The sequence below is a fragment of the Cellulomonas sp. Marseille-Q8402 genome, from assembly GCF_965119525.1.
In genome coordinates, this window is record NZ_CBCPLX010000001.1 from 1 (window position 1) to 25,666 (window position 25,666).

The 25,666-nt window shown below is 74.5% G+C and carries 25 protein-coding genes; 12 read left to right on the plus strand and 13 right to left on the minus strand.

Annotation, left to right across the window (positions count from 1 at the left end):
* Positions 1-180 precede the first annotated feature (180 nt).
* From ACWPWW_RS00005 to ACWPWW_RS00030, 6 genes are all read right to left on the minus strand, one after another.
* Positions 181-573: a DUF7144 family membrane protein gene (locus tag ACWPWW_RS00005; RefSeq protein WP_454048307.1), complete on the minus strand. Its 393-nt coding sequence runs from the start codon at positions 571-573 to the stop codon at positions 181-183.
* A 70-nt stretch (positions 574-643) separates the two neighbouring features.
* Positions 644-1,282, minus strand: a complete 639-nt coding sequence (locus tag ACWPWW_RS00010; protein ID WP_454048308.1) for a GyrI-like domain-containing protein — start codon at positions 1,280-1,282, stop codon at positions 644-646.
* 181 nt (positions 1,283-1,463) lie between these two features.
* Positions 1,464-2,846 carry a DNA polymerase IV gene (locus ACWPWW_RS00015; protein ID WP_454048309.1) on the minus strand — a complete coding sequence of 461 codons (1,383 nt, stop codon included), beginning with the start codon at positions 2,844-2,846 and terminating at the stop codon, positions 1,464-1,466.
* Between the two features lie 88 nt (positions 2,847-2,934).
* Positions 2,935-3,336, minus strand: a complete 402-nt coding sequence (locus tag ACWPWW_RS00020; protein WP_454048310.1) for a (R)-mandelonitrile lyase — start codon at positions 3,334-3,336, stop codon at positions 2,935-2,937.
* Entirely contained in the window at positions 3,336-3,644 is a 309-nt protein-coding gene (locus tag ACWPWW_RS00025; protein WP_454048311.1) for a carboxymuconolactone decarboxylase family protein, read from the minus strand. Before ACWPWW_RS00025 ends, ACWPWW_RS00020 begins: the two co-directional genes overlap by 1 nt.
* A gap of 38 nt (positions 3,645-3,682) precedes the next feature.
* Positions 3,683-4,732 (minus strand): zinc-binding dehydrogenase, encoded by a 1,050-nt coding sequence (locus tag ACWPWW_RS00030; RefSeq protein WP_454048312.1) that lies wholly within the window; start codon positions 4,730-4,732, stop codon positions 3,683-3,685.
* Positions 4,733-4,935: 203 nt separating this feature from the next.
* On the opposite strand from ACWPWW_RS00030, the gene ACWPWW_RS00035 reads away from it, so the two are divergent.
* A complete protein-coding gene (locus ACWPWW_RS00035; RefSeq protein WP_454048313.1) occupies positions 4,936-5,829 on the plus strand; it encodes a helix-turn-helix domain-containing protein in 894 nt (297 codons plus the stop codon).
* A 67-nt stretch (positions 5,830-5,896) separates the two neighbouring features.
* Here the strand turns inward: ACWPWW_RS00035 and ACWPWW_RS00040 are convergent, their stop codons facing one another.
* Positions 5,897-6,577 (minus strand): response regulator, encoded by a 681-nt coding sequence (locus ACWPWW_RS00040; protein ID WP_454048314.1) that lies wholly within the window; start codon positions 6,575-6,577, stop codon positions 5,897-5,899.
* Complete coding sequence (locus tag ACWPWW_RS00045; protein ID WP_454048315.1) at positions 6,574-7,857, minus strand: sensor histidine kinase; 1,284 nt, start codon at positions 7,855-7,857, stop codon at positions 6,574-6,576. The genes ACWPWW_RS00040 and ACWPWW_RS00045 overlap by 4 nt, the downstream gene beginning before the upstream one ends.
* A 298-nt stretch (positions 7,858-8,155) precedes the next feature.
* On the opposite strand from ACWPWW_RS00045, the gene ACWPWW_RS00050 reads away from it, so the two are divergent.
* The gene (locus ACWPWW_RS00050) at positions 8,156-10,366 is read left to right on the plus strand and encodes an MMPL family transporter (protein ID WP_454048316.1); all 2,211 of its coding nucleotides are present in this window, start codon (positions 8,156-8,158) and stop codon (positions 10,364-10,366) included.
* 93 nt (positions 10,367-10,459) lie between these two features.
* On the opposite strand, the gene ACWPWW_RS00055 is transcribed toward ACWPWW_RS00050, so the two are convergent.
* A complete protein-coding gene (locus ACWPWW_RS00055) occupies positions 10,460-11,329 on the minus strand; it encodes a helix-turn-helix transcriptional regulator (RefSeq protein WP_454048317.1) in 870 nt (289 codons plus the stop codon).
* A gap of 130 nt (positions 11,330-11,459) precedes the next feature.
* On the opposite strand from ACWPWW_RS00055, the gene ACWPWW_RS00060 reads away from it, so the two are divergent.
* The 6 genes from ACWPWW_RS00060 to ACWPWW_RS00085 all read left to right on the plus strand — a co-directional run bounded on the left by ACWPWW_RS00060 (position 11,460) and on the right by ACWPWW_RS00085 (position 16,790).
* The gene (locus tag ACWPWW_RS00060; RefSeq protein WP_454048318.1) at positions 11,460-12,935 is read left to right on the plus strand and encodes an MFS transporter; all 1,476 of its coding nucleotides are present in this window, start codon (positions 11,460-11,462) and stop codon (positions 12,933-12,935) included.
* Between the two features lie 54 nt (positions 12,936-12,989).
* Entirely contained in the window at positions 12,990-13,376 is a 387-nt protein-coding gene (locus ACWPWW_RS00065; RefSeq protein ID WP_454048319.1) for a nuclear transport factor 2 family protein, read from the plus strand.
* Between the two features lie 44 nt (positions 13,377-13,420).
* Positions 13,421-14,281 (plus strand): SDR family oxidoreductase, encoded by an 861-nt coding sequence (locus ACWPWW_RS00070; RefSeq protein WP_454048320.1) that lies wholly within the window; start codon positions 13,421-13,423, stop codon positions 14,279-14,281.
* Positions 14,282-14,434: 153 nt separating this feature from the next.
* Positions 14,435-15,319: an aldo/keto reductase gene (locus ACWPWW_RS00075; RefSeq protein WP_454048321.1), complete on the plus strand. Its 885-nt coding sequence runs from the start codon at positions 14,435-14,437 to the stop codon at positions 15,317-15,319.
* A 2-nt stretch (positions 15,320-15,321) separates the two neighbouring features.
* Entirely contained in the window at positions 15,322-16,338 is a 1,017-nt protein-coding gene (locus ACWPWW_RS00080; protein WP_454048322.1) for an aldo/keto reductase, read from the plus strand.
* 65 nt (positions 16,339-16,403) lie between these two features.
* Positions 16,404-16,790 (plus strand): DUF2255 family protein, encoded by a 387-nt coding sequence (locus ACWPWW_RS00085; RefSeq protein ID WP_454048323.1) that lies wholly within the window; start codon positions 16,404-16,406, stop codon positions 16,788-16,790.
* 124 nt (positions 16,791-16,914) lie between these two features.
* Here the strand turns inward: ACWPWW_RS00085 and glnA are convergent, their stop codons facing one another.
* Complete coding sequence (gene glnA, locus ACWPWW_RS00090) at positions 16,915-18,339, minus strand: type I glutamate--ammonia ligase (protein ID WP_454048324.1); 1,425 nt, start codon at positions 18,337-18,339, stop codon at positions 16,915-16,917.
* A 175-nt stretch (positions 18,340-18,514) separates the two neighbouring features.
* Here glnA and ACWPWW_RS00095 point away from each other — a divergent pair, with 175 nt between their 5' ends.
* The gene (locus ACWPWW_RS00095; RefSeq protein ID WP_454048325.1) at positions 18,515-19,012 is read left to right on the plus strand and encodes an RDD family protein; all 498 of its coding nucleotides are present in this window, start codon (positions 18,515-18,517) and stop codon (positions 19,010-19,012) included.
* A gap of 240 nt (positions 19,013-19,252) precedes the next feature.
* Here the strand turns inward: ACWPWW_RS00095 and ACWPWW_RS00100 are convergent, their stop codons facing one another.
* Positions 19,253-19,978, minus strand: coding sequence for a DUF4191 domain-containing protein (locus ACWPWW_RS00100; protein ID WP_454048326.1), 726 nt, complete (start codon positions 19,976-19,978; stop codon positions 19,253-19,255).
* Between the two features lie 141 nt (positions 19,979-20,119).
* Here ACWPWW_RS00100 and ACWPWW_RS00105 point away from each other — a divergent pair, with 141 nt between their 5' ends.
* On the plus strand, positions 20,120-20,656 hold the full coding sequence (locus ACWPWW_RS00105) for a flavodoxin domain-containing protein (RefSeq protein WP_454048327.1): 537 nt from the start codon (positions 20,120-20,122) through the stop codon (positions 20,654-20,656).
* 35 nt (positions 20,657-20,691) lie between these two features.
* On the opposite strand, the gene ACWPWW_RS00110 is transcribed toward ACWPWW_RS00105, so the two are convergent.
* The gene (locus ACWPWW_RS00110) at positions 20,692-21,294 is read right to left on the minus strand and encodes a MarR family winged helix-turn-helix transcriptional regulator (RefSeq protein ID WP_454048328.1); all 603 of its coding nucleotides are present in this window, start codon (positions 21,292-21,294) and stop codon (positions 20,692-20,694) included.
* Positions 21,295-21,304: 10 nt separating this feature from the next.
* Between ACWPWW_RS00110 and ACWPWW_RS00115 the strand changes: the two genes are divergently transcribed.
* Together ACWPWW_RS00115 and ACWPWW_RS00120 are read left to right on the plus strand one after the other, a co-directional pair.
* The gene (locus ACWPWW_RS00115) at positions 21,305-23,632 is read left to right on the plus strand and encodes an MMPL family transporter (protein ID WP_454048329.1); all 2,328 of its coding nucleotides are present in this window, start codon (positions 21,305-21,307) and stop codon (positions 23,630-23,632) included.
* 13 nt (positions 23,633-23,645) lie between these two features.
* Complete coding sequence (locus ACWPWW_RS00120) at positions 23,646-24,680, plus strand: Gfo/Idh/MocA family protein (RefSeq protein WP_454050361.1); 1,035 nt, start codon at positions 23,646-23,648, stop codon at positions 24,678-24,680.
* 15 nt (positions 24,681-24,695) lie between these two features.
* Here ACWPWW_RS00120 and ACWPWW_RS00125 read toward each other — a convergent pair whose 3' ends face one another.
* Positions 24,696-25,583, minus strand: coding sequence for a TIGR01777 family oxidoreductase (locus ACWPWW_RS00125; RefSeq protein WP_454048330.1), 888 nt, complete (start codon positions 25,581-25,583; stop codon positions 24,696-24,698).
* Positions 25,584-25,666 lie beyond the last annotated feature (83 nt).

A 25,666-nucleotide genomic window follows, 5' to 3' on the forward strand; every position in this document is an offset into this window, starting at 1 on the left:
GCCCTGACCCACGTCGCCGGGGCCGAGGGGGGCAGCGGGCCGCGGGCCGGCACGCCCAGGGCGTCTTTCGCCGGGTCCCAGCGGGGGACCGCCGCGAAGGGGGCGCCGCGGCCGCCCTGACGCGCCGGCGGGGGGGCGGGCCGGGGGGCGGGCCCCCGCGGCCGTCCCGCCACGGTCGGATCACGCCGTGATGTCGCGGCCGTGCGCCGTCAGGGCCCAGATCACGAACACGTCGAGGGCGATCACGACGATGCCCCAGATCGGGTAGTACGGCAGCCAGACGAAGTTCGCGATCGCGCTCAGCGCCGCGACGACGACGCCGACGGACCGCGCCCAGACGGATCCCTGGAAGACGAAGAACCCCGCGAGGGCGACGACGACGCCCAGGATCAGGTGCACCCACCCCCAGGTGGTGATGTCGAAGGAGAACGTCCACTCCTGGCCCACCACGTAGAGGGTGTCGTCGGCCAGCGCGACGAGGCCCTGGACGGCGTGCAGGACGCCGATCACGATCATCATCGTGCCGGCGAAGACCGTGAAGCCCACGGCCGCGGTGCTGCGCGTCTCGCTCATCGCTATGTTCCCTCCGGTGCGCGGGTCCGTCCGACGCCTCGAAACTAGGAGGGGCGCAGCGGGCACGGCATCACCCGCCGCGGGCGACGTGCCCGCCGGCGGGCCGTACGGGCTGCCGCAGCACGGTCCGCAGCCGCGCCGGGGGGACCCGGCGCGGGTCGCTGAGGTAGATCTCGTGGTGCGGGCCGTTCCAGGTGAGCCCGCGGGCCGGCATCACCTCGTCGTGGAGCCGGGCGAGCGTCGGGCCCTCGTCGTCGTAGGCGCCGACGTGCAGGATCTGGAGCACGCGGCCCTCGTCCAGGCGCAGCAGCCGCACCCGGTCGACGGGCAGCCCCGGCTTCCTCGTGGTCGCGGTCGCGAGGCCCGCAGCGACGTCCTCCTCGCCGACCTGGTCCGGCAGCGGGAGCAGCATCGTCCAGTCCCAGTCGCCCTTCGCGCGTGCGGTGAACGCCCGGGGGTCGGCGCTGGTCCACAGCCCCTCGAGCGGCCCGACGACGACCTCGGTGCCGGTCCGCGCCCGGAACGCGGACCTGACGGCGTACCCGGCGGCGTACAGCGCGCCGACCGCGGCGGCGTAGGCGGGAGCGGTGTCCGGGTCGCCGTGGCCGTCGACCCCGAGGTACGTCGTGGGCGGGACGACCACCTCGACGACGTCCGCCGCGCCCGGCTGGTAGAGGTCCTTCCGGTCCTTCTTCAGGTCGATCCGCACCCGCGTCAGCCCCGGCGGGTCAGCCGGACGACCGGGAGCACGCGGTCCGTCCTCGTCTCGTCCCCCGCGGGCTGCGGGGCCACGGCGCGGGCCGCGCGGTCGTCGTCGACGCTCATGGAGACCTCCCGGTGCGGCGTCGTCCTCGACGCAGGCGTCCGGACCACACTGGCACACGCGCGGCCTACTCCGCCGGCGGCAGCTCCGTGCCGTCCGGCCCGAGGGCGCCGACCAGCTCGATCTGCTCCGCCTCCGGGTCGAGCACGCGCTGGCGTCCCGGCCCGGTGGCGGCGGTCTCGAACCGGACCGCGACCCGGCCGTCGTCCCGCGCCTTCACCACCCAGCCGCGGCCGTGCTCAGGGTGCCGCACGTCGAGCCCGGGCACGGCGTCCTCGTGGCGCAGCCGCCCCCGCCGGCGCCGCGCGACGGGCCGGAGCGGGGCGCCGTCCTCCGGGTCGGGGTCCTCGGCGGCGACCGCGGGGGCGAGGTCGAGCATCAGCTGCGCGTGCTCGGACAGCCCGTGGAACGACACCCCGAGCAGGCGCACCGGCTCGGTCAGCTCCACCAGGTCGAGCGCCCGCCCGGCCGCCTCCAGCAGCGCGCCGCGGTCCGCGGTGGGCGACGGCAGCGTCACCGACCGCGACACCGTGCTGAACCCCGCGAACCGGACCTTCACCGTCACGGTCCGCGCCGCACCGCCGTGCCGCTCCAGGCGGCCGAGCGCCTGGTCCGTGACCGCCGGCAGCTGGGCGGCGACCTGCGGGCGCCCGTGCAGGTCCCGCTCGAACGTGTGCTCCGCGCCGGCCGACTTGCGCTCGCGGGTCTCGGCGACGGGCCGGTCGTCCCAGCCGCGCGCGACCCGGAACAGGTTCTCGCCCGCTGCCTCGCCGAGCACCATCGTCAGGGTGTCGAGCGGCTGCGCCCGCAGGTCCGCGACGGTGCGCACGCCGATCTTCTCCAGGCGCTCGGCGGAGACCGGGCCGACGCCCCACAGGGACCGCACGCGCATCGGCAGCAGGAACGCGTCCTCGTCGCCGGGCGCGACGACGAGGACCCCCGCGGGCTTCGCCGCTGCCGAGGCGAGCTTCGCGACGAGCTTGGACCGGCCCATCCCGACGGACACCGGCACGCCGGCCAGCTCGACGGCGCGCTCGCGCAGGGACCGGGCGACCTCGGGCCAACCGCCGGGTCCCGGGGTGACGGCGCCCAGGTCCGCGAACGCCTCGTCGATGCTGAGCGGCTCGACCGCGTCCGTCCGCTCGCGCAGCGCCGCCATGATCCGGGCGGAGTACGCGCTGTAGGCGTCGAAGCGCGGCACGACCACCGTGGCCCGCGGGCAGGCCCGGCGGGCGCTCTCCATGGACATCGCCGACCGCACGCCCATCGCGCGGGCCTCGTACGACGCGGCGGCGACGACCCCGCGCGGACCGGTGCCGCCGACCAGGACCGGGCGCCCGCGCAGGGACGGGCGCTGCGCCTGCTCCACCGACGCGAAGAAGGCGTCCGCGTCCAGGTGGGCGATGCTCGGCTCCGGCCGCATCCGGGGTGCCGTCACCGCGCTGCTCACGTCCCCACTGTGCCGCACGGACGGCCGGCGGGCGCAGCGCGACGACGGCGCGGGATCCGTGGTTCCCGCGCCGTCCGTCCCCGGTGGCTCAGCGTCCGGCGTACTCGGTGTCGGTGACGTGCTCGAGCCACGTGGTGGTGGTGGCGGGGTCGTCGGCGCTCTCCAGCATCGCCAGGTGCTCCATCCAGCGGTCCGGCCCGGCGCCGTGCCAGTGCTCCTCGCCCGGCGGCGTGTACACGGTCTGACCCGGGTGCACCTCGACGACCGCGCCGTCGCGGGTCCCGACGAGCGCGGTGCCCTGCGTGACCCGCAGGAACTGCCCGCGGGCGTGCGAGTGCCACGCCGTCCGGGCGCCCGGGGCGAACCGCACGGTCGCCACCGTCATGCGCTGGTCGGCCTCGTGCGGCCCGGCGACCGGGTCGAGCCAGACGTCGCCGGTGAACTGCTCCGGCGGGTTCTTGGTCGTGCGGGGGGTGGGCTCGATCTGCATCAGGCGAACAGCTCCTTGGCCAGGGTGAGTGCGGAGACGGCGCGGGGCCACCCGGCGTAGAACGCCACGTGCGTGATGGCCTCGACGATCTCCTCGCGGGTCAGGCCGTTGTCGAGGCCCATCGGGATGTGCGCGCGCAGCTGCTCGACGTTGCCGGCGGTGACCAGGCTGGTGATCGTCACCAGCGACCGGTCGCGCGGCGACAGCTCGGGTCGCGCCCACACCTCGCCGAACAGGACGTCGTCGGTGAGGTGCGCGAACGTCGGCGCGAGGTCGCCGAGCATGCGCTGGATCGGGGTGTCGGACATGGTGCTCTCCTTCGTCTCGGTCGGGCTCGGGGCGGGCGTCAGGGGCGGAGCATGACCTTGAGGGCCTCGCGCGCGTCCATCGCCCGGTAGCCCTCCGCCGCGTCGTCGAGGGACAGCGTCCGGTCGAACACGCGGCCGGGCTCGATCTCGCCGGACAGCACCTGCGGGATCGCGGCGTCGAGGTAGGCCCGCACCGGGGCGGGGCCGCCGTTGAGCGTGACGTTCTTGCCGAACAGCGAGCCGAACCCGACGGGGGCGTCCTCGTACTGCGGCACGCCGACGCGGGAGATGGTGCCGCCGGCCCGGACGACGCCGTAGGCCTGCTCGTAGGCGGGCATGTGGCCGACGGCCTCGAGCACGACGTGCGACCCCTCGCCGCCGGTCAGGTCCAGGACCTGCGCCACGCCCTCGTCGCCGCGCTCGGCGACCACGTCGGTGGCGCCCAGCTCGCGGCCCAGGTCGGTGCGCGACGTGTGCCGGCCCATCAGGATGATCCGCTCGGCGCCCATCTGCCGGGCGGCGAGCACGGCCGACAGGCCGACCGCGCCGTCACCGATGACCGTGACCGTCTTCCCGGGCTCGACGCGGCCCACGGACGCGGCGTGGTAGCCGGTCAGGTAGACGTCGGACAGCGTGAGCAGCGAGGCGAGCAGCGACTCGTCCGCCGTCGCCGGGTCCACGTCCGGGACGACGACGAGGCTGCCGTCCGCCAGCGGGACGCGGGACAGCTCGGCCTGCAGGCCGTTCGTCTCCGGGGTCGCGTAGAAGCCGCCGTGCGGGCAGGCGGTCTGGAAGCCGTCGCGGCAGATCGGGCAGGTGTTGTCGCTGAACGCGAACGGGGCGATCACGAAGTCGCCCTTCCGGACGGAGGTGACGGCGGAACCGGTCTCCTCCACGACGCCGATCAGCTCGTGGCCCATCGACTGGCCCTGCTCCGACGCGGGCATGGAGTGGTACGGGTGCAGGTCCGACCCGCAGACGCACGCGCGGACGGTCCGCACGATCGCGTCGGTCGGCTGCTGGAGGACGGGGTCGGCGGTCTGCTCGACGCGGACGTCGCCGGCGCCGTACATGAAGGTGGCACGCATGGGGGGACGATCTCCTCGGAGGTCGGGGTCGGGGGGTGCTTCCAGGTTCGCCCACGCCGACCGCCGGGTCGCCCGGAACAGGCCCTCGAGTCAGGCCCTGTCAGTACCCCCCACCGGCGCCCCGGCGCCGGGTGACCGTGCCCGGGAACGGGGGGCCTGACCGGACCTGTCTCGCGCGCGGCCGCGTGCCTACGCTCGACGGCATGGACCCTCGCGACGAGCTGCGTGACTTCTTGATGGGCCGTCGCGCCCGCATCACCCCCGAGCGGGCCGGCATCACCTCGACCGGGTCGCGACGCGTGCCCGGGCTCCGGCGCGAGGAGGTCGCCGAGCTCGCGGGCGTGTCGACCGACTACCTCACGCGCCTCGAGAAGGGGAAGGTCGCCAACCCGTCCGACTCGGTGCTGGAGGCGGTGTCCCGGGTCCTCGAGCTGGACGAGGCCGAGCACACCCACCTCGTGGACCTGGTGCGGGCGCTCGGTCCCGGGGGCCGGGTCGCGGCGCGTCGTCGTCCCGGCGGTCCGGCACCCCGGCCGAGCCTGCAGTGGATGCTGGACGCGATGTCCGACGCGGCCGCGTTCGTGGGCAGCCCGTTCCTGGACGTGGTGGCGATGAACCACCTCGCGCGAGCGGTGTACTCGCCGATGCTGGACGGGGCGGGGGAGGAGCGGCCCAACTTCGCCCGGTTCGCGTTCCTCGACCCGGCGTCGCAGGACCTGTACCCGGACTGGGAGGGCGCCGCGCGGGTCGCCGTCGCGCAGCTGCGGCTGGCGCTCGGCCGGCACCCGCGCAGCCGGGCGCTCGCGGGCCTGGTCGGGGAGCTCGCGACCCGCAGCGACGAGTTCCGCACGATGTGGGCGGCGCACGAGGTGCGGCTGCACTTCGCCGGGACCAAGCAGTTCGCGCACCCGGCGGTCGGGCCGCTCGAGCTGTCGTACCACTCCGTGGAGCTGCCGAGCGACCCCGGGCACACCCTGACGATCTACAACGCCGTGCCCGGCTCGCCGTCGGCGGACGCGCTGCGGCTGCTGTCGGCGTGGGCGGCCTCCCGGGCGACGGGCGGCACGACGGCCGGTGCCGAGGTCGGCAGCCGGTAGCCGCGCGCGACCTGACGCCCGCGTGCAGGACGGCAGCGACCCACGACCGGGCCCGGCGGGCAGGTGGTCAGCCCAGCGGCGCCGTCCCCGGCTCCACCAGGCCGCTCTCGTAGGCGAACACGACGAGCTGCGCCCGGTCGCGGGCGGCAGTCTTCATCATGGCCCGGTTGACGTGGGTCTTCGCGGTCGCGGGGCTGATGTAGAGCCGCTCCGCGATCTCGGTGTTCGACAGCCCGGCCGCCACGAGGGCGACGATCTCGCTCTCACGGGCCGTCAGCTGGTCGAATCCCGGGACCGCTCGCGCCGGCCGGCGCTCGGGCTGCCCGAGCACCCGCTCGACGAGGGCGCGGGTGGCGCCGGGCGACAGCAGCTGGTCGCCGGCCGCGACGGTCCGGATCGCGTCGATGAGCACCTCGGGCTCGACGCCCTTGCCGAGGAACCCGCTGGCGCCCGCGCGCAGCGCGGTGACGACCAGCTCGTCGGTCTCGAAGGTGGTGAGGACCAGCACCCGCACGCCGGCGAGCGCGTCGTCCTCGGTGATCCGGCGGGTGGCCTCGATGCCGTCCACCTCCGGCATGCGGATGTCCATCAGGACGAGGTCGGCCCGGGACGCGCGCGCCGCCGCGACGGCCTCGGTGCCGGTCGAGGCCTCGCCGACCACCTCGATGTCCTCGGTGGCGTCGAGCAGCAGGCGGAAGGTGGCGCGCAGGAGCGCCTGGTCGTCGGCCAGGAGGACGCGGACGGTCACGGGGAGGCTCCTTCAGCAGGGGCGTGGTCGGCCCGCGGGTCCGCGGGCAGGGTGGCGACGACCTCGAAGCCGCCGTCGGAGGTGCGACCGGCGCGGAGCACGCCGCCGGCGGACGCGGCGCGCTCCCGCATGCCGATCAGCCCGTTGCCGGTGCCGGGGGCGGGCGGGTGGTCCGGCCGGCGATCCGCGGGGTTCACGACCCGGAGGCGGACCCCCGTCGTCGTCCAGGCCAGCTGCACGTCCACGACGGTGCCGGGCGCGTGCTTGGCGGCGTTCGTCAGCGCCTCCTGCACGATGCGGTAGGCCGCGAGGTCCACCTGCTGCGTGAGCGGGCGCGGGATGCCGGTCACGGTCGGGCGCACCTCGGTCCCGGCGGTGCCGAAGGACGCGACCAGCTCGTCGAGGGCCGCCAGGCCGGGGACGGGACCGAGGTGGCCGGCGGCTTCCGTGGCATGGCCGGCGTCGGCGGCGTCCGGGCCTCGCAGGAGCCCGATCGTGGCGCGCAGCTCGTCGATGGCGCGGCCGGTGTGCTGGGTGATGTCGCGCAGCGCCTGCTCGGCCGCGTCCGGCTGGGCCCGCAGCAGGTACCGGGCGACCCCGGCCTGCGCGTTCACCAGCGTGAGGTTGTGCGCGAGGACGTCGTGCAGCTCGCGGGCGATCCGCAGGCGCTCGTCGAGCACCGCCTGCTGGGTGTGCGCCTCGCGCTCCTCGGCGAGACGCTGCGCACGTTCCCGGCGCCCCGCGCGCCACACGCCCAGCGCGGCAGCGGTGACCACGACGTAGAACACGACGAGGTCCGTCAGCACGGTCTCGGACGACTGCGTCGTCAGGCCGACGACCGCGAGGACGCCGCCCGCGACGAGGCCGGACACCCACCCGGCCACCCGGGGCGCCCGGGAGGCGAAGGTGGCGACCGCGAGCATCGTCGCGAGCGGCGCGGGCTGGTACGCACCCATGCCGCTCGCCGCGCGGGCGACGTCCGCCGGCAGAGACAGGAAGACCAGGATCGCCGACTCCGCGACGACCGTCCCGGTGAGCGCGACCAGCGGCCGGTAGGTCCGCAGGAGCAGCGGGGCCCACGCCCCCACGATGCCGATCCACAGCGCGAGGTCGGGGAGCTCCGTGCGGCCGGTGCGGACGGTGGCGACCTGGATCATCGCGAGCAGCCAGAGCAGCGTCACGGCGGTCTGCCGCCCGGTCGGGCGGGTCCCGCGGGTCGACGCGTCGACCGCGAGGATCGTGGCGGGGATCCGGCGGACGAGCTCGGCGGTGCGGGTCACGGTGCCTCGTGGTGCTAGTGGTGCGGTCGGTGCGGCTCAGGGTGTCACGGCGTGCGGCTGCCGGGTCGAGCCTCGTCGGTCCGGCGGCCCCGGTCATCGGCCTGGTGCGGTATCACCCGGTACGGCAGCCGCCGTAGTCCCGCCTGGTGCGCGGCCGGCGCGGTCCGACGCACGCCGTGGGGCGAGAGGCGGTACCGCGGATGCGGTAGGGCGCATGGTCCGCCTGCACGATTCGCCGCGCGGACGGCGCGATGACGATGGCTCACGCATCCCCGTCGTCGTGTCACCAAGGAGAGCCATGTCCACGTTCCTCGCCCAGCTGGGGCGCTTCAGCGCCACCCACCGGGTGGTGGTGGTCCTGACCTGGGTGGTGGTGCTCGCCGGTCTCACCGGCGTGCTCGCCGTCAACGGGTCGGGTGAGTCCGCCGCCGAGACCATCCCGGACTCGCGCGCCTCCCAGGCGCTCGAGGAGATGGACGAGCACTTCCCGAGCGAGGGGGCCGCCGGTGAGTCGGCGCGGGACGCCTCGCTCCAGCTCGTGTTCCACCCCGAGGGGTCGACCGTCACCGACCCTGTCGTCGACGCGCAGATCGCCCAGGTGCTCACGGACGCCGCGACGCTCCCGGGCGTCGAGTCCGTCAGCGACCCGTTCGACACGGCTCGGCCCGTCGTCTCCCCGGACGGCGAGCTCGCCGTCAGCACGCTGACGTACGGGACGCTCGACGAGGAGCAGCAGGTCGACTACTACGACGCCGCCCTGGCGCTCCGGGACTCCGCCCCGGCCGACCTCGGCGTCGAGCTCGGCGGGAACCTGGTCCCGATCGGCGCCCCGGAGACCGGCATCGGCGAGCTGCTCGGCGTCGTCATGGCGTTCGTCGTCCTGCTGCTGACGTTCGGCACGCTGCGGGCGGCCGGCGCGAACCTGCTGGTCGCGGTCGTCGGCGTCGGGGTGGGCCTGCTCGGCGTGCTCGCGTACGGGTCGATCTGGCCGATCGGCGAGAACTCCATCATCCTGGCCTCGATGCTGGGCCTGGCGGTCGGCATCGACTACAGCCTGTTCATCCTCTCGCGGTTCCGCAACGAGCTGCGCGCCGGCAGGAGCGTCCTGGACGCGGTCGCCAAGGCCACCGGGACCGCGGGCACGGCGGTCGTCTTCGCCGGCCTGACGGTCGTCGTCGCCCTGGTCGCCCTGGTCGTCGCGAACATCGGGTTCATCACCGAGATGGGTGTGGCGGCGGCGTTCGCCGTCCTGGTGGCGGTCCTCCTCGCCCTGACGTTGCTGCCCGTCCTGATGCGGACGATGGGTCTCACGACGCTCTCCAAGAAGCACCGCGGCGAGCTGGCCGCCGGCCACGTCTGGGAGGAGTCCGAGCACCCGACGAAGGGCTTCCTGGTCAGGTGGGGCGATGGCGTGGTGAAGCACCCGGTGCCGGCGCTGCTCGGCGGAGTCCTCGTGCTCGTGATCGTCGCGCTCCCGGCGCTGAGCATGAAGACGGCCTTCAGCATCCCCGGCGGCAGCGACCCGGAGTCCACCGAGCGGACCGCGTACGACCTCATCGTCGACGAGCTCGGCGGCGTGCAGAGCCCGATCATCGTCCTCGCCGAGGGTGACGACATCGCCACGCACACCCCCGAGGTCGAGGCCGAGCTCGCCACGCTGCCCGGCGTGGCCCAGGTCGTCCCGGCCGAGATCGACGCCGACGGGGACTACGCCCGGATCACGGTCATCCCGGCCGGTGGCCCGATCGACGACTCCACCACGGACCTCGTCCACTCCGTTCGCGACCGGGCCGACAGCATCTCCGGTGTCCACCTCGAGGTCACCGGGGAGGCCGCCATCGGCATCGACCAGACCGAGGCGCTGAACCAGGCGCTCATCACGTACGTCATCGTGATCGTGCTGATCTCGCTCGCGCTCCTGGTCCTGATGTTCCGTTCGCTCCTGGTCCCGTTCTTCGCCACGGCGGGGTACCTGCTGTCGGTGCTGGCCTCGTTCGGAGCGAGCGTCGCGGTGTTCCAGTGGGGCTGGGACTTCCCGCTGATCCAGGCGCCGCAGGGCGACCCGATGATGAGCCTGCTGCCGATCCTGCTCGTCGGTGTCCTGTTCGGCCTGGCGATGGACTACCAGGTGTTCCTGGTGTCCCGGATCAAGGAGATGCACGACAACGGGCTGGACGCCAGGGCCGCGATCCGTGAAGGGTTCGCCCGGTCCGCCCCGGTCCTGGTGGCGGCGGCGTCGATCATGACCGTCGTGTTCGCCGGGTTCGCCTCCAGCACGTTCAACGTGGCCGCCTCCATCGCCTTCGGCCTCATGGTCGGCGTCGTCGCGGACGCGTTCGTCGTGCGGCTCGTGCTGATGCCGGCGCTGCTCTCGCTGTTCGGGGAGTCCGCCTGGTGGCTGCCGAAGTGGCTCGACACGATCCTGCCGACCATCGACACCGAGGGCCACGCCCTCGAGCACGCCCAGGACGCCCGGGCCGGAACCGAGCCGCAGCCGGCCCGGGTCTGATCCGCCCGCACCCGGCCCGCGCACCCCGTTGCCGGTGCGCGGGCCGCGTCGTGCGTGGGGACGGCGCGGCTCGTCGCCTGCCGGACGCCGTCGTCAGGTGGCGACGGCCCCCGCGCGGCGCTGGGTCGCGCTGATGGAAGCCAGCAGCGCGAGCGCGTCGTGCGAGGGGGAGCCCGGCTCCGCGTAGTACGCGATGAGCGTGAGCCCGTCGTACCCCGGCAGCTCCAGGGCCTGGAAGGACAGCTCGAGGTCCCCGACGCCGGGGTGGTGGAACTGCTTGACCCCGCTGCGGTGGAACCGCACGTCGTGCACCGTCCACATGCGCCGGAAGTCCTCGCTGCCCACGGATAGCTCGCCGATCAGGTCGGACAGCTCCCGGCTGTGCGGGGCGCGGCCGGCCTCCTGCCGGAGGATGGCGACGGTGTCCTCGGCCATGTCCTCCCACTTCCCGAGGGCGGTCCGGGCCGCGGGGTCGAGGAACAGGTACCGGGCGAAGTTCTCGGCGGCGGGGGCCGACGCCCCCTCGGGGTGGTAGAGCTCGCGCGCCAGGTCGTTCATCGCCAGGACGTCCAGCCGCCCGTTGCGGACGAACGCGGGGATACCGGTCATGCCGTCCAGCAGGTGCTGCACGCCCTGCGGCAGCCGGGCCGGAGCCCGCCGCCGGCGCGGGTTCGCCCCGGCCGACGCCGCGCGCGCGAGGTCGAACAGGTGCTCGCGCTCGGCGGCGTCGAGCCGCAGCGCCCGGGCGAGCGCGTCCAGGACCGGCTCGGAGGCGCCGGCGATGTTCCCGCGCTCGAAGCGGTTGTAGTAGTCGACGCTCATCCCCGCGAGCAGCGCGATCTCCTCGCGTCGCAGGCCGGGGACGCGGCGTCGCCCGCCGCCGGCGGGCAGGCCGACCATCTCGGGGGTCAGCCGGGCACGCCGGCTGCGGAGGAAGTCGTGCACCTCGTCTCGGATCGCCATCCCGCCACGCTACGTCCGGCCCGAAGCCGCAGACAGGCACTGGCGTTACACGCACACGCCGTCACTACCGGACCCTCCGCGCAGCCGGTTCGCTGGGTGGCGTCCCCACCGACGTCCGCAGAGAGCAGCCATGTCTTCGACCTCCACCGCCCCGACCGGGGGCACCCAGCGCTGGTACGCGCTGGCCGTCATCTCCATCGCCCAGCTCATGGTGGTGCTGGACGCGTCCATCGTGAACATCGCCCTGCCGCAGGCGCAGGTCGACCTCGCCTTCGACGACTCGCTGCGCCAGTGGGTCGTCACCGCCTACAGCCTGGCGTTCGGCGCCCTGCTGCTGCTGGGCGGGCGGCTGTCCGACATGTGGGGCCGCAAGCGCTCGTTGAGCATCGGCCTGGTCGGGTTCGGCCTGGCGTCCGTGCTCGGCGGGATCGCCCCGCACATCGGCGTCCTGCTCGCCGCACGCGCGCTGCAGGGTGTCTTCGCGGCGCTGCTGGCGCCCGCGGCCCTGTCGGTGCTGTCGACGACGTTCACCTCCGGCACGGACCGCGCCACCGCCTTCGGCGTGTTCACCGGCATCGCCGGCGCGGGGGGCGCCATCGGCCTGCTGCTCGGCGGCGTGCTCACCGAGTTCGCGTCGTGGCGGTGGACCCTGCTGGTCAACGTCGTGTTCGCCGTCGTCGCCCTGGTCGGCGCCGCGCTGTTCATCCACGAGCCCGCTGGTGGGCGCAACCGCAACCGGCTCGACGTGGTCGGGACCGTGCTCGCCTCGGTCGGCCTGGCCGCGCTGGTCTACGGGTTCACCCTGGCCGAGGAGCGCAGCTGGGGCGCGTGGCAGACGCTGGTCTCCTTCGCGGTGGCGGTCGTGCTGGTCGTGGTCTTCGTCGCCACCCAGACCCGCGCCGCGCACCCGCTGCTGCCGCTGCGGGTGGTCACCGACCGCGCGCGCGGCGGCTCGTACCTGAGCATCGCGCTCGGCATGGCGGCCAACTTCGCCCAGTTCCTGTTCCTCACGTACTACCTGCAGCAGGTCCTCGGGTTCACCCCGCTGGCGACCGGCTTCGCGTTCCTGCCGCTCGTCGTCAGCCTGGTGGTCGGTACCAGCCGGCTCGGCGGCCGCTTCACCGCGCGGTTCGGGGTGCGACGCGTGATGGGCAGCGGCTACCTGGTCGCCGCCATCGGGCTTGTCTGGCTGACCCGGATCAGCACCGGGGACGACTACTGGACCGTCGTCGTCCCGGCGACCGTCGTGATGGGCCTCGGGCTCGGGACCGCGCTGATCGCGGGCATGACCACCGCCACCCGCGGCGTCCAGGTCACCGACGCCGGCGTCGCGTCCGCCCTGGTGAACACCGCCCAGCAGGTCGGCGGCTCGGTCGGCACCGCCTTGATGAGCGCCATCGCCGGCGGTGCGACCGCGGCCTGGCTCGCGGCCGGGCGCGGCACGTCCGCCGCGGCCGCGGTGCACGGCTACAGCGTGGCGTTCTGGGTGGCGACTGCGTTCCTCGCCGCCGCCGCCCTGGTCGCCTTCACCGTCGTCACGGACCGGAGCGGGACCGACGCGGACCGGGACAGCGACGACGCCGCGCCCCTGGTGCACGTCGGCTGACCACCACGGTCACGTCTCCCCGACCCGCCGCACGCGATGAAGGAGCACCCACCCATGATCCCGACGTACGACGACAGCAGCGACCGGCGCGCGATCCGGGCGGCCGACCGCGCCCTGCTCGACGGACTGGTCCGGCGCGACGTGGCCGCTCTGGAGCAGCTGCTGGCGCCCGACTTCGTCGCCGTGCACATCACGGGCCACGAGCAGTCCCGCGCGGACTGGCTGGCTCAGATCGCGTCCGGCGACATGGCCTACCACCACGTCGCCGAGGAGTCGAGCGACCTCCACCTCGACGGGGACCACGCGGTGCTGGTCACCCGGAACCGCGTGACCCCGACCATCTGGGGCTCGCGCGCGACCTGGCCGCTGGAGTCCACCACCCACTACGCACGGCACCCCGGCGGCTGGACGATCGTCCGCTCCGCCGCCACCACGTACTGATCCCGTCCCGCACCGCGCGGGAGACCCACACCGAGGAGCACGTCATGTCCGCACCCACCGCACCCACCTCGACCACCGAGGTCGTCGTCGTCATCGGCGCCGGCGCCATCGGCCAGGCGATCGTCCGCCGGGTCGCCGCCGGCCGCACCGTCCTGGTGGCCGACATCGACGACGACAACGCCGCCGCGGCGGCCCGCACCCTCGAGGGCGCCGGATACCAGGTGACCACCGGTCACGTCGACGTCTCCGACGGCGCCTCCGTCACCGCCCTCGCCGAGCAGGCCGCCGCGCTCGGCGCCGTCACCCGCGTGATCCACACCGCCGGGCTGTCCCCGGCGCAGGCGAGCCCGCAGGCGATCGTCGCCGTCGACCTGGTCGGCACCGCCCACGTCCTGGAGGCCTTCGGGCGCGTGGTCGCCCCCGGCGGATCCGGCGTCGTCATCGCCAGCCAGGCCGGGCACATGATCCCGCCCCTGCCCGCCGAGCAGAACGAGGCGCTGTCCCGCACGCCGGCGAGCGAGCTCACCGGCCTGCCGATGCTGCAGGCCGACGCCGTGCCCGGCTCCGGGTTCGCCTACGCGCTCGCCAAGCGCGCGAACGTCCTGCGGGTCCAGGCCGCCAGCGTCGAGTGGGGCGACCGCGGCGCCCGCCTGAACTCCCTGAGCCCCGGCATCATCATGACGCCGCTGGCGCTCGACGAGCTCAACAGCCCCGCGGGCGAGACGTACCAGGAGATGATCCGCGCCTCCGCGGCCGGTCGCGTCGGGTCGCCCGACGAGGTCGCCGGAGCCGCCGCGTTCCTGCTCGGCCCCGACGGCGCGTTCGTCACCGGCACCGACCTGCTCATCGACGGCGGCGTCATCGCGTCGATCGTCACCGGGCGGTTCCAGGTCCGCATCAGCTGACCGGACCGCGGACCGCCCCGCACGCCGAACCACCCGGTCGGCACGCGGGGCGGTCAGGACGCCGAGTGCCTCTCCCGTGCACCCCCGGTCCAGGTAACGACAGTGCCCCCTCCGGGGGCAGCGCGCGGGCGAGGGCGGGCTTAGCGTCGAAGCATGACCGAGCACACCCTGACCCTCAACAACGGCGTCACCCTGCCCGCCCTCGGCTTCGGCGTGTTCCAGACGCCGCCTGCCGAGACCGTCGCCGCGGTGACCGAGGCCCTGCGCGTCGGGTACCGCCACATCGACACCGCCGCCGCATACGGCAACGAGCGCGAGGTCGGCCAGGCGATCGCCGCCTCCGGCGTCGACCGCGCGGACGTCGTCGTCCAGACCAAGATCTGGATCAGCGACTACGGCTACGACGCCACGCTGCACGCGTTCGACAAGAGCGCCGGCAAGCTCGGCGTCGAGCAGATCGACCTGCTGATCCTGCACCAGGCGCTGCCGAGCCGGTTCGACCTCACGGTCGACGCCTACCGCGCCCTGGAGCAGCTGCTCGCGGACGGCAAGGTCCGCGCGATCGGCGTCAGCAACTTCATGCCCGAGCACCTGGACCGGCTCGTGGCGGAGACCTCGGTCGTGCCCGCGATCAACCAGATCGAGGTGCACCCGTACTTCCAGCAGCGCGACCTCCTCGCCAAGGACGCCGAGCTCGGCATCCTGTCGCAGGCGTGGTCACCCATCGGCGGCATCACGTTCTACCGCGACGGCGCCCACGGCAGCACGTTGCAAGACCCGACGATCGTCGAGATCGCGCGGGCGCACGGCAAGACGCCTGCGCAGGTGATGCTCCGCTGGCACCTGCAGCAGGGCCGCCAGGTGATCCCGAAGTCGACGAAGCCGGAGCGCATCGCGGAGAACCTCGACGTGCTCGACTTCGCGTTGTCCGCCGAGGAGCTGGCGCGCATCGACGCCCTGGACACCGGCGTGCGCGGCGGGCCGGAGCCCGAGCAGATCACGCTGGACACCTTCGGCCGCGACATCCCGGAGGCGTGACCATGGAGCAGCGCAGGCTCGGGCGCACCGGCGTCTCCGTGAGTCCGCTGTGCCTCGGGGCGATGATGTTGGGGCCCTGGGGCAACGACGACCGCGCCGACGCGACCCGGATCATCCACCGCGCGCTCGACGCCGGGATCACCTTCGTCGACACCGCCGACGTCTACTCCGGCGGCGTCTCGGAGGAGATCGTCGGCGAGGCGCTCCGGGGTCGGCGGGACGACGTCGTGCTGGCCACGAAGTTCTTCATGCCGATGGGTGACGACCCGAACCAGCGCGGCGGCTCGCGGCGCTGGATCATGCGGGAGGTCGAGGCGTCGCTGCGCCGGCTGCAGACCGACCACATCGACCTCTACCAGGTGCACCGGCCGAGCCCGGACACGGACGTCGAGGAGACGCTCGGGGCCCTGACGGACCTGGTCCGGCAGGGCAAGGTCCGGTACATCGGCTCCTCGTCCTACTCCGGCAGCCAGATCGTCGAGGCGCAGTGGGCGTCGCGCGACCGGCACCTGGAGCGGTTCGTCACCGAGCAGCCGCCCTACTCGATCCTGGTGCGGGGCATCGAGCAGGACGTCCTGCCGACGACCCAGCGGTACGGCATGGGCACCCTGACGTACAGCCCGCTGTCCGGCGGCTGGCTGTCGGGCCGGTGGCGCAAGGGCGCCGAGGCGTCGCCGACGTCGTCGGCGCGGCCGTCGGCGCGGTTCGACATGAGCAGCCCGGCCAACCAGCGCAAGCTCGACGCCGTGGAGGAGCTGGCCCAGCTGGCCGAGCACTCCGGGATGTCGCTGCTGGAGATGGCGATCGCGTTCGTCATCCGCCACCCGGGCGTGACGTCGGCGATCGTCGGTCCGCGCACGATGGAGCAGCTGGAGTCCTACCTGCAAGCCGCGGAGATCGCGCTGCCGACGGACGTGCTGGACCGGATCGACGCGATCGTCCCCCCGGGCGTGACGATCAACCCCGATGACGACAGCTACGGCGCGGCGGAGCTGGTCCCGGCGGCGCGCCGGCGCTGAGGCGTCTCGCCGCCGGGGCCGACCACCGTGCCGACATCCCGATCGAGACCGACGAGGAGCACATCATGACCAGCTGGACGTCCAGCGAGCTCGAGCGCATCGGCGCAGCCACCGAGCTGCGCCTGGCTTCGCGGCGCGCCGACGGATCCCTCCGACCGTTCGTGACCATGTGGGTCGCCCGCACGGGCGACGGGATCTACGTCCGTTCCATGAACGGCGTCGACAACCCGTGGTTCCGGCACGCGGTCTCCGCCGGGCGCGGCCGGCTCAGCGCCGGGGGAGTGGAACGCGACGTCCGACTCGAGCAGCCCGAGCCGGACGTGCACGCAGCGCTCGACGCGGCCCTGCACACCAAGTACGACCGGTACGGGCCGGGGCCGGTCGGCTCCATCACCGGACCCGACCGGTACGACGCGACGCTGCGGCTGGTGCCGGAGAGCGCGGACAGCTGACCCGGTGCGCAGCGGCTCGTTCCCGGCTCGTACGGGACGAAGCGGAACCCCCGCCACCACAGGGGTGACGGGGGTTCCGGTCGTGCGGGTCAGGCGCTACGGGAGCAGCCGTGACACCTGACGATCACACGTCGTAGTACAGCTCGAACTCGTGGGGGTGCGGGCGCAGCCGGATCGGGTCGATCTCCGCGGAGCGCTTGAAGTCGATCCAGGTCTGGATCAGGTCCGGGGTGAACACGTTGCCGGCGGTCAGCCAGTCGTGGTCGGCCTCGAGGTTGTCCAGCACCTCGCCGAGCGAGCCCGGGACCTGCTGGATGAGCGCGTGCTCCTCCGGGGGCAGCTCGTACAGGTCCTTGTCGACCGGCTCCGGCGGCTCGATGCGGTTCTGGATGCCGTCCAGGCCGGCCATCAGCATGGCCGCGAAGCACAGGTACGGGTTGGACGACGGGTCCGGCACGCGGAACTCGATGCGCTTGGCCTTCGGGTTCGAGCCGGTCACCGGGATGCGGATGCACGCGGAGCGGTTGCGGGCCGAGTACACCAGGTTGACCGGGGCCTCGAAGCCGGGGACCAGGCGGTGGTAGGAGTTCACCGTCGGGTTGGTGAACGCCAGCAGCGCCGGGGCGTGCTTGAGCAGGCCGCCGATGTACCAGCGCGCGACGTCGGACAGGCCGCCGTAGCCCTTCTCGTCGAAGAACAGCGGCTTGCCGTCCTTCCACAGGGACTGGTGCACGTGCATGCCCGAGCCGTTGTCGCCGAACAGCGGCTTCGGCATGAAGGTCGCGGTGCGGCCGTCGGCGTGCGCCACGTTCTTCACGACGTACTTGAACAGCTGCACCTTGTCGGCCGACTTGGCGAGCGTGTCGAAGCGGTAGTTGATCTCCGCCTGGCCGGCGGTGCCGACCTCGTGGTGGGCGCGCTCGACCTCGAAGTCGAGGGCGTCCAGCTGCAGCGAGATCTTGTCGCGCAGGTCGGCGAAGTGGTCGACCGGCGGCACGGGGAAGTAGCCACCCTTGTAGGGCGTCTTGTGGCCGAGGTTGCCACCCTCCTCGACGCGGCCCGTGTTCCAGGCGGCCTCGATGGAGTCGATGGAGTAGAAGGACGAGTTCTGCTTCGTCTCGAAGCGCACGTCGTCGAAGATGTAGAACTCGGCCTCGGGGGCGAAGAACGCCGTGTCCGCGATGCCGGTCGACCGCAGGTACGCCTCGGCCTTCGCGGCGACCTGACGGGGGTCGCGCGTGTAGGGCTCGTCGGTGTACGGGTCGACGATGTGGAAGTTCAGGCAGAGCGTCTTCTCGGCGCGGAACGGGTCGATGAACGCCGTCGTCACGTCGGGGAGGAGCTTCATGTCCGACTCGTTGATCGCCTGGAAGCCGCGGATCGAGGACCCGTCGAACATCTGGCCCTCGACGAAGAAGTTCTCGTCCACGGTCGCGGCGGGCACGTTGAAGTGCTGCATCACGCCGGGCAGGTCGCAGAACCGGACGTCGACGAACTTGACGTCCTCGTTCTTGATGAAGGCCAGGACTTCCTCTGGCGTGCTGAACATCCGCTGCTCCTCGGGTTGACGTGCCCGTACCTGCCGGGCTCCGTCGAGGCTAGGCGTGCGCAGTTTCCCTGCGGTGTACCCATTGTTTCGAGCGTGTTACGCGACCCCGGATCCGTGTTGCCGGGAGGTGACGGCAGCGCGCGGGGCCCGCGTCCGCGCCGGTTACCGTTGACGCATGGTCGATCGCGAGGACGTCGGTTCGTGGCTGCAGGGACCCCCGGCGGGGGAGCCCGGTGCGGCCGCCGGCACCCGGCTGGGTCTCCCGGCGTCCGGTCGCGGGTCGCTCGCCCCGCTGAGCCGGCGCCTCCTGGCGCTGGTCGTCGACTGGTTCGCGTGCCAGCTGATCGCGTTCGCGTTCCTGCCCGCCGACGTGCAGGCCGGGGCGACGCTGGCGATCTTCGCGCTGGAGAACGTGCTGCTGGTCGGGACCGTCGGCGGGACTCTGGGGCACCGGCTGCTCGGCATCCGGGTGCGCCGGGTGCTGCCGCCGCGCACCCTCGCCCGGCACCCGGACGCGGCGCCGTCCGACCCCGGGCCGGACGTGCCGCCGAACCTGCTCCTCGCGCTGGTGCGGACCGTGCTGGTGTGCCTGGTGATCCCCGCCGTCGTGTGGGACGCCGACGGCCGCGGCCTGCACGACCGCACCGCCGGCACCGCCATCGTCCGCCGCTGACCGGCTGACCGGCTGACCGGCTGACCCGCGGGCGGCGGCCCGGGACCCAGGCGAGGGCGTCGGTGGTGCACGAGGTCATCCGTCGTGCCCGAGGTCGTCGTCTCTGCGGGACGACCTCGTGCCGGAGTGACGACCTCGGTGCAGCGATCGCGCGGCCGGGTGGCAGCGTGTCCGCACAGCAGAGCGCCCGGCCTCCGTCGAGGAGGCCGGGCGCCGTCGTGCGTGCGGGTGCGCGCGGGCTCAGCGGCCGCGCATGCCCTTGCGGTCGGGGCGGGCGCGCATCGGGTCGACGCCCTTCGGCACGGGCATCTTCACGGCGCCGAGCGCGGTCAGCCGCTTGAGGACCTCGCCGGTCTCCTGCTTGGTGAGCTGCGGCTTGAGGCGCTGCACCCTGCGGGCGAGCTGCGGCAGCGGGGTCTGGCCCTCCTCGCGTCCGACCTCGATCAGCGTGATCGGCACGCCCTGCAGGACGCGAGCGGTGCGCTTGCGCTCGGACTCGAGCAGCTTGCCGATGCGGTGCGCCGGGCCCTCGCCGATCAGCACGATGCCGGGCCGGCCCACGCCGCGGAACACGAGGTCCTGGGTGCGGGGCGCCACGGCCACGGGCTCCTCGGTGAACGTCCAGCCGCGACGGATGGTGCCGAGCGCGGACATCGCCGCGCCGGGCTGGCCCTCGATGCGGGAGTACGCCGCGCGCTCGGCGCGGCGGGTCAGCGTGAACATGGCGCCGAGCAGCGCGAACGGGATGCTCAGCAGCAGCATGTAGACCCACGGGCCCCAGAGCAGGCCGATGACGACGCCGACGGCGACGATGCCGAAGAACACCGCGAGGATCAGCCAGGTGACCGCCGGGTCCTGCTGGCGGGTCATCTGGTACGCCTGCCAGACCTGGTGGTACCAGCGGGTCTTCTTCACCTTGGGGGGCTTCGGCGCCCCGGTCGCGGTGGCGTTCTTCTCACGGGCCATGACGTCGGAGTCTACCGGCGCCCGCGACCGGTTCGTCGCCCGCCCGCGGGGCGTCGGTCACCCGGTCCGTGTCGGGACCGAGGTCCCTCGTGGGTGGCCCGCCGCCGGGTGAACCTGGGGGGAGGTCGCGGCACCGGCGCCGTGGCCCAGGACGCAGGGGAGGGCGACATGCGGGTCCTGGTGACGGTGGCGTCGCGGCACGGCGGGACGCAGGGGATCGGTGCGGAGGTCGCGGGCGTGCTGCGCGCCGCGGGCCACGAGGTCGCGGAGCTCGACCCGGACGACGTCGACCAGCTGGAGCCGTACGACGCGGTGGTGCTGGGGTCGGCGGTCTACGTGGGCCGGCTGGCGGCGGCGCTGCGCGAGCTGGTCGACCGGCTGTCCGCCCAGCTCGTGGCGCGGCCGGTGTGGCTGTTCTGGTCGGGGCCGGTGGGCGACCCGCCGCTCCCGGCGTCCGCGCCGGACGACGTCGACGTCGTCGCGCGCCGGGTCGGTGCGCGGGACGTGGCGTGCTTCGCGGGGCGGTTGCGGCGCGAGGAGCTGGGCCTGGCCGAGCGTGCGCTCGTGGCGATGATCGACGCCGAGGCGGGTGACTTCCGCGACTTCGAGGAGGTCGGCGCGTGGGCGGCGACCGTGGCGTCGGCGCTCAACCGGCTGGAGCGCGCCGGCCGGCGCTGAGCGGGTCGGGCTACCGGAGGGCGACGGGGCGCCGCTCAGCCGGCGCGCGGCTCCGGGTCCGCGTCGGAGCCGGCGTCGGCCCGGGTGGTGGCGGACGCGGGGGCGCGCCGGGCCACGACCAGCAGCAGCGCCCGCAGCTGCTCGACCTGCTCGGGCGTCAGCCCCTCGGTCACCATCGCCTCGGCGGCCTCGGGGTCCGACGCCGCGAGCACCGCCTCGCGCCCGGCGTCGGTGATCGCGATCTGCTGCTTGCGCCGGTCGGTGGCGTGGGCCGAGCGGGTGACGTAGCCGGTGCGCTCGACGCGGGCGAGCACGCGGCTCATCGTCTGCTCGGTGACGTCGCACATCGCGGCGAGCTCGGCCTGCGTGCGCGGCCCGCGCAGGAGGATCACGAGGACGGGCTGGCTCGCGTGGTTGAGGTCCCAGGACGCCAGGTGCGCGTTCCAGTCCCGCTCGACGCGGCGCGCGGCCGCGGACAGCAGCCGGCCCACCGGCCAGCCCCCCGGCTCGCGGGCGGCCATCGCCGTCCACCGCGGGTGCCGGTCGGCGCTCTCCGCCGCGTGCCGCTCCACCACGTGCTCCTCCTCGTCGGGCTGGTGCCCCGGGCTCATGTTGCCGGAACGAGGCGCGTCCCGCATAGTGCTCAGCATGCTGAGTAACGGGGTGCGGGGGATCGGGCGGGGCCTGGTGGTGCTGGCGGTCGCCGCGGGCTGGCTGGCGGTGGCGGCCTTCGGCGGGATGGCGCAGGGGCAGCTGTCGCAGGTGCAGACCAACGACTCGGCGGCGTTCCTGCCGTCGTCGGCGGAGTCGACGCGCGCCGCGGAGCTGTCGTCGGAGTTCACCCAGGCCGAGTCGTTGCCGGTGCTGGTGGTGCTCGAGGCGGAGGACGGCGGCGCGCTCGACCCCGGCGCGATCGCCGCGGTGCAGCCGGTGGTCGAGGGGCTGCCGGACGTCGCCGTGCCCGGCGCCGATCCCGCGGCGGGCGATCCGGCCACCCTCGGCGACGTGCTCGTCGGTGACGTCGTGGTCGTCCCGTCCGAGGACGGTGAGGCGCTGCTGGTCCCGCTGTCCCTGGACGCCGCGGCGGCCGAGGCGTCGCTCGCCGACGACGAGAGCGTCGTGGGCGCCGTCGTGCAGGCCGTGCGGGACACCCTGGCCGACGAGCTCGGCGCGACGGCGGACAGCGCGGGGGAGGCCGGGCTGCGCGCCTGGGTCACCGGCCCGGGCGGGTTCGTGGCGGACCTGACCAACGCGTTCGGCGGGATCGACGGGGTGCTGCTGCTGGTCGCGCTCGGTGCCGTGCTGGTCATCCTGGTGCTGGTCTACCGGTCGCCGTTCCTGCCGCTCGCCGTGATCCTCACCGCGGTGTTCGCGCTCTGCGCCGCCGCGCTCGCGGTCTACCACCTCGCCGACTCCGGGGCGCTCACGCTCAACGGGCAGGCGCAGGGCATCCTGTCGATCCTCGTGGTGGGCGCGTCGGTGGACTACGCGCTGCTGATCGTCGCCCGCTACCGCGAGGAGCTGCGCGCGGTGGAGGCGCCGGCGGTCGCCGTGCGCCGCGCGCTGCGCCGCAGCATCGAGCCGATCACGGCCAGCGCCGGCACGGTCGTCGCGGGCCTGCTCTGCCTGCTGCTGTCCGACCTCGCCTCGAACCGCTCGCTCGGCCCGGTCGGCGCGATCGGCATCGCGTCGGCGTACCTCGCGGCTTTCACGCTGCTGCCGCTGCTCCTGCTGGTCGCGGGCCGCCGGTCGCGGGTCCTGTTCTGGCCGCGGGTCCCGCGCGTGGAGACCGCCGGCGCGCACGCCGCCGGCCCGGTCCCCGCCGAGGCGGGCGTCGCGGCCGCCCCGCACCACGGCGCGCACGTCGTGCCCGGGTCCGACGTCGACCCCGCCCCGGCCGCCGGGCTCTGGGGCCGGCTGGCGCGCGCCGTCGGACGGCGGGACCGCGTGGTGTGGATCGGCACCGCCGTCGTGCTGCTGGCGTTCGCCGCGTTCCTCCCGACGTTCCGGGCGTCCGGCACCGGCCAGGCCGACGTGTTCCTCACCGACGTCGACGCGGTCGCGGGCGAGGAGGTGCTGGCGGACCACTTCCCGGCCGGCACCGTGCAGCCGGCGACGGTGCTCGTCGCCCAGGAAGAGGCCGACGCGGTCGTCGACGCGGCGCTGGCCGTCGACGGCGTCGTGTCCGCCACGCCCTACACCGGTGCGGCCTCGGGGGCTCCGACGGGTGCGCCCGCCGCCGAGGACGCGGAGCCGGTCGTCGTCGACGGCCTGGTCCGGGTCGACGTGGCCACGGAGGCCGCGGCCGACACCACCGCCGGCGTGGACACCGTGGAGCGGCTCCGCGCGGCGGTGCACGAGGCGGCGCCGGACGCGCTGGTCGGCGGTGCCGCCGCCGAGACGCTGGACGCGCAGGACGCGGGCACCCGCGACCTCCGGGTGATCGTGCCGGTGGTGCTCGTCGTGATCCTGCTGATCCTCATGGTGCTGCTGCGCTCGGTCGTGGCCGCTGTGCTGTTGATGATCGCCAACGTGCTGTCCTTCGCGGCGGCGCTCGGCGTCGCGGCGCTGGTGTTCGAGCACGTGTTCCACTTCCCGGGCGCCGACCCCGCCGTGCCGCTCTACGCGTTCACGTTCCTGGTCGCCCTCGGCGTGGACTACTCGATCTTCCTGATGACCCGGGTGCGGGAGGAGAGCGCCCGGTCCGGGACCCGGGACGGGGTGCTGCGGGGGCTCGCCGTGACCGGCGGGGTGATCACGTCGGCGGGCGTGGTGCTCGCGGTGACGTTCGCCGCGCTGGGCGTCATCCCGCTGCTGTTCCTCGCGCAGCTGGCCTTCATCGTGGCGTTCGGTGTGCTGCTCGACACCCTCGTGGTGCGCAGCCTCCTGGTGCCGGCGCTCGTGCACGACCTCGGCCCCCGCACCTGGTGGCCGAGCCGGCTGGCCCGCGCGGAGGAGCGCGCCCCCGCGGCCTAGGGTGGCGGCCATGATGGACGCGCTGCGGGTGGGACTGGTCGGCTACGGCTCGGCGGGGCGGGGCATCCACGCCCGCCTGCTGCGGGAGGTCGGCGCCCAGGTCGCGCGCGTCGTCTCCCGGAACCCGGACCGCGCGGCGGCCGCCGAGCAGGACTGGCCGGGCGTGGCCGTCGACCCCGACGTGCAGAGCCTGCTCGGGCACGCGGCGGAGCTCGACGTCGTCGTCATCGCCAGCCCGACCGGCGAGCACGTGGAGCACGTCGGCCTCGCGCTCGCCGCCGGGCTGCCGGTCGTGGTCGACAAGCCGCTCGCGACGACCGCCGAGGAGGCCGCCGACCTGACCCGGCTCGGCGTCGCGGCGGGCGGGTTGCTGACGGTGTTCCAGAACCGCCGGTGGGACCCGGAGCAGCTCACGCTGCGGGCGCTGCTCGACGCGGGGGAGCTGGGCCGGGTGCACCGGTTCGAGCGGCGCTGGGAGCGGTGGCGTCCCGTGCCGCAGCACCGGTGGAAGGAGAACGACACCCGTGCCGGCGGCCTGCTGCTGGACCTCGGTGCGCACCTGGTCGACTCGGCGGTGCAGCTGTTCGGCCCGGTGGCCCGGGTGCACGCCGAGCTGCGCAGCCTGACGACGCCGGCGGAGGACGACGTGTTCCTCGCGCTGACGCACGTCGCCGGGGAGGACGGGTCCGCCGTGATCAGCCACCTGCAGGCGGGCGGGCTCGTCGGCGCGCCGGGGCCGCGCACCCGGGTGCTCGGCGACCGCGGCGCCTACCTGGTGACCAGCTTCGAGGGGGAGGCGACCCCGTTCGCCACGCTCGACGACGCGGTGCAGGGCGACGACCACGAGGGCTGGCTGGTGCACGGCGACGAGCGGACCCCGGTCCGCCGCGCGCCCGGCGGGCACCCCGACTTCTACCGCGCTGTCGAGGCGTGGGTGCGGCACGGCGGACCGGTCCCGGTCGACCCGGCCGACGCGGTGATGACGGCCCGGGTCCTGGACGCGGCCCGGGTCTCCGCGCGGGAGCAGCGCGTGGTCGCGCTGGGCTGACGCGCGCCGCGCCGGTCAGCCCAGCAGGGCCCGCGCCGCCGACCGCGGGGTGGGGTGCCGGTGCACGAACCCCGAGGCCGTGAGGACCGCGGGCGTCGCGCGCAGCGAGCCGAGGATCTCGTCCGAGAACTGCCCGAGCGCCAGGCGCAGCGCGAACGCCGGCACCGGCAGGACGGCGGGCCGGTGCACGGCCTCGGCCAGGGCGCGGACGATCTCGATCTCCGTCGCCGGCTCGGACACCAGGTTGACGGGTCCGGCCACCGGTGCGTCGAGCAGGTGCAGGATCGCGCGGACCTCGTCCTCCAGGCTGATCCAGCTCCAGTACTGCCGCCCCGAGCCGAGCGGTCCGCCCAGGCCGAGCCGGATCAGCGGCAGCAGCCGTCCCGCCGCGCCCCCGGAGCGTGCGAGCACGATGCCGGTCCGCAGGAACGCGACCCGCACGTCCGGCCGGGCCGCCGCGGGTGCCGCGGCCGCCTCCCACTGCTGCACGACGCCGGCCAGGTAGGAGGAGCCGTACGGGTCGGCCTCGGTGACGACGGCGTCGCCGCGGTAGCCGTACGCACCCGTGGCGGAGCCCTGCAGCAGCACGCGCGGGGGTACGTCCATCGCGGCGATCGTCGCGGTGATCAGGCCGGTGGTCCGGGTCCGGGACTGCAGCACGACGCGCTTGCGGGCCGCGGTCAGCCGCTTGTCCCCGACGCCGGCACCGGCCAGGTTCACCACGGCGTCGGCGCCCGCCAGCGCGGCCGGGTCGAGCACGCCGCGGTCCGGGTCCCAGGTGTGCTCCTCGGGGCTCCGGGCGGGCCGGCGGACCAGCCGCCGGACCGTGTGCCCCTCCGCGCGCAGGCGCTCGACCAGCGCCGTCCCGATCAATCCGCTCGACCCCGCCACGACCACGACCATGCGCCGACCCTACGGGGGCGCGCGCCGGCCGGCCCGCGCGGCACCAGCCCGGGACGCCCCGGGCCCCACCCGGCACCCGCCCG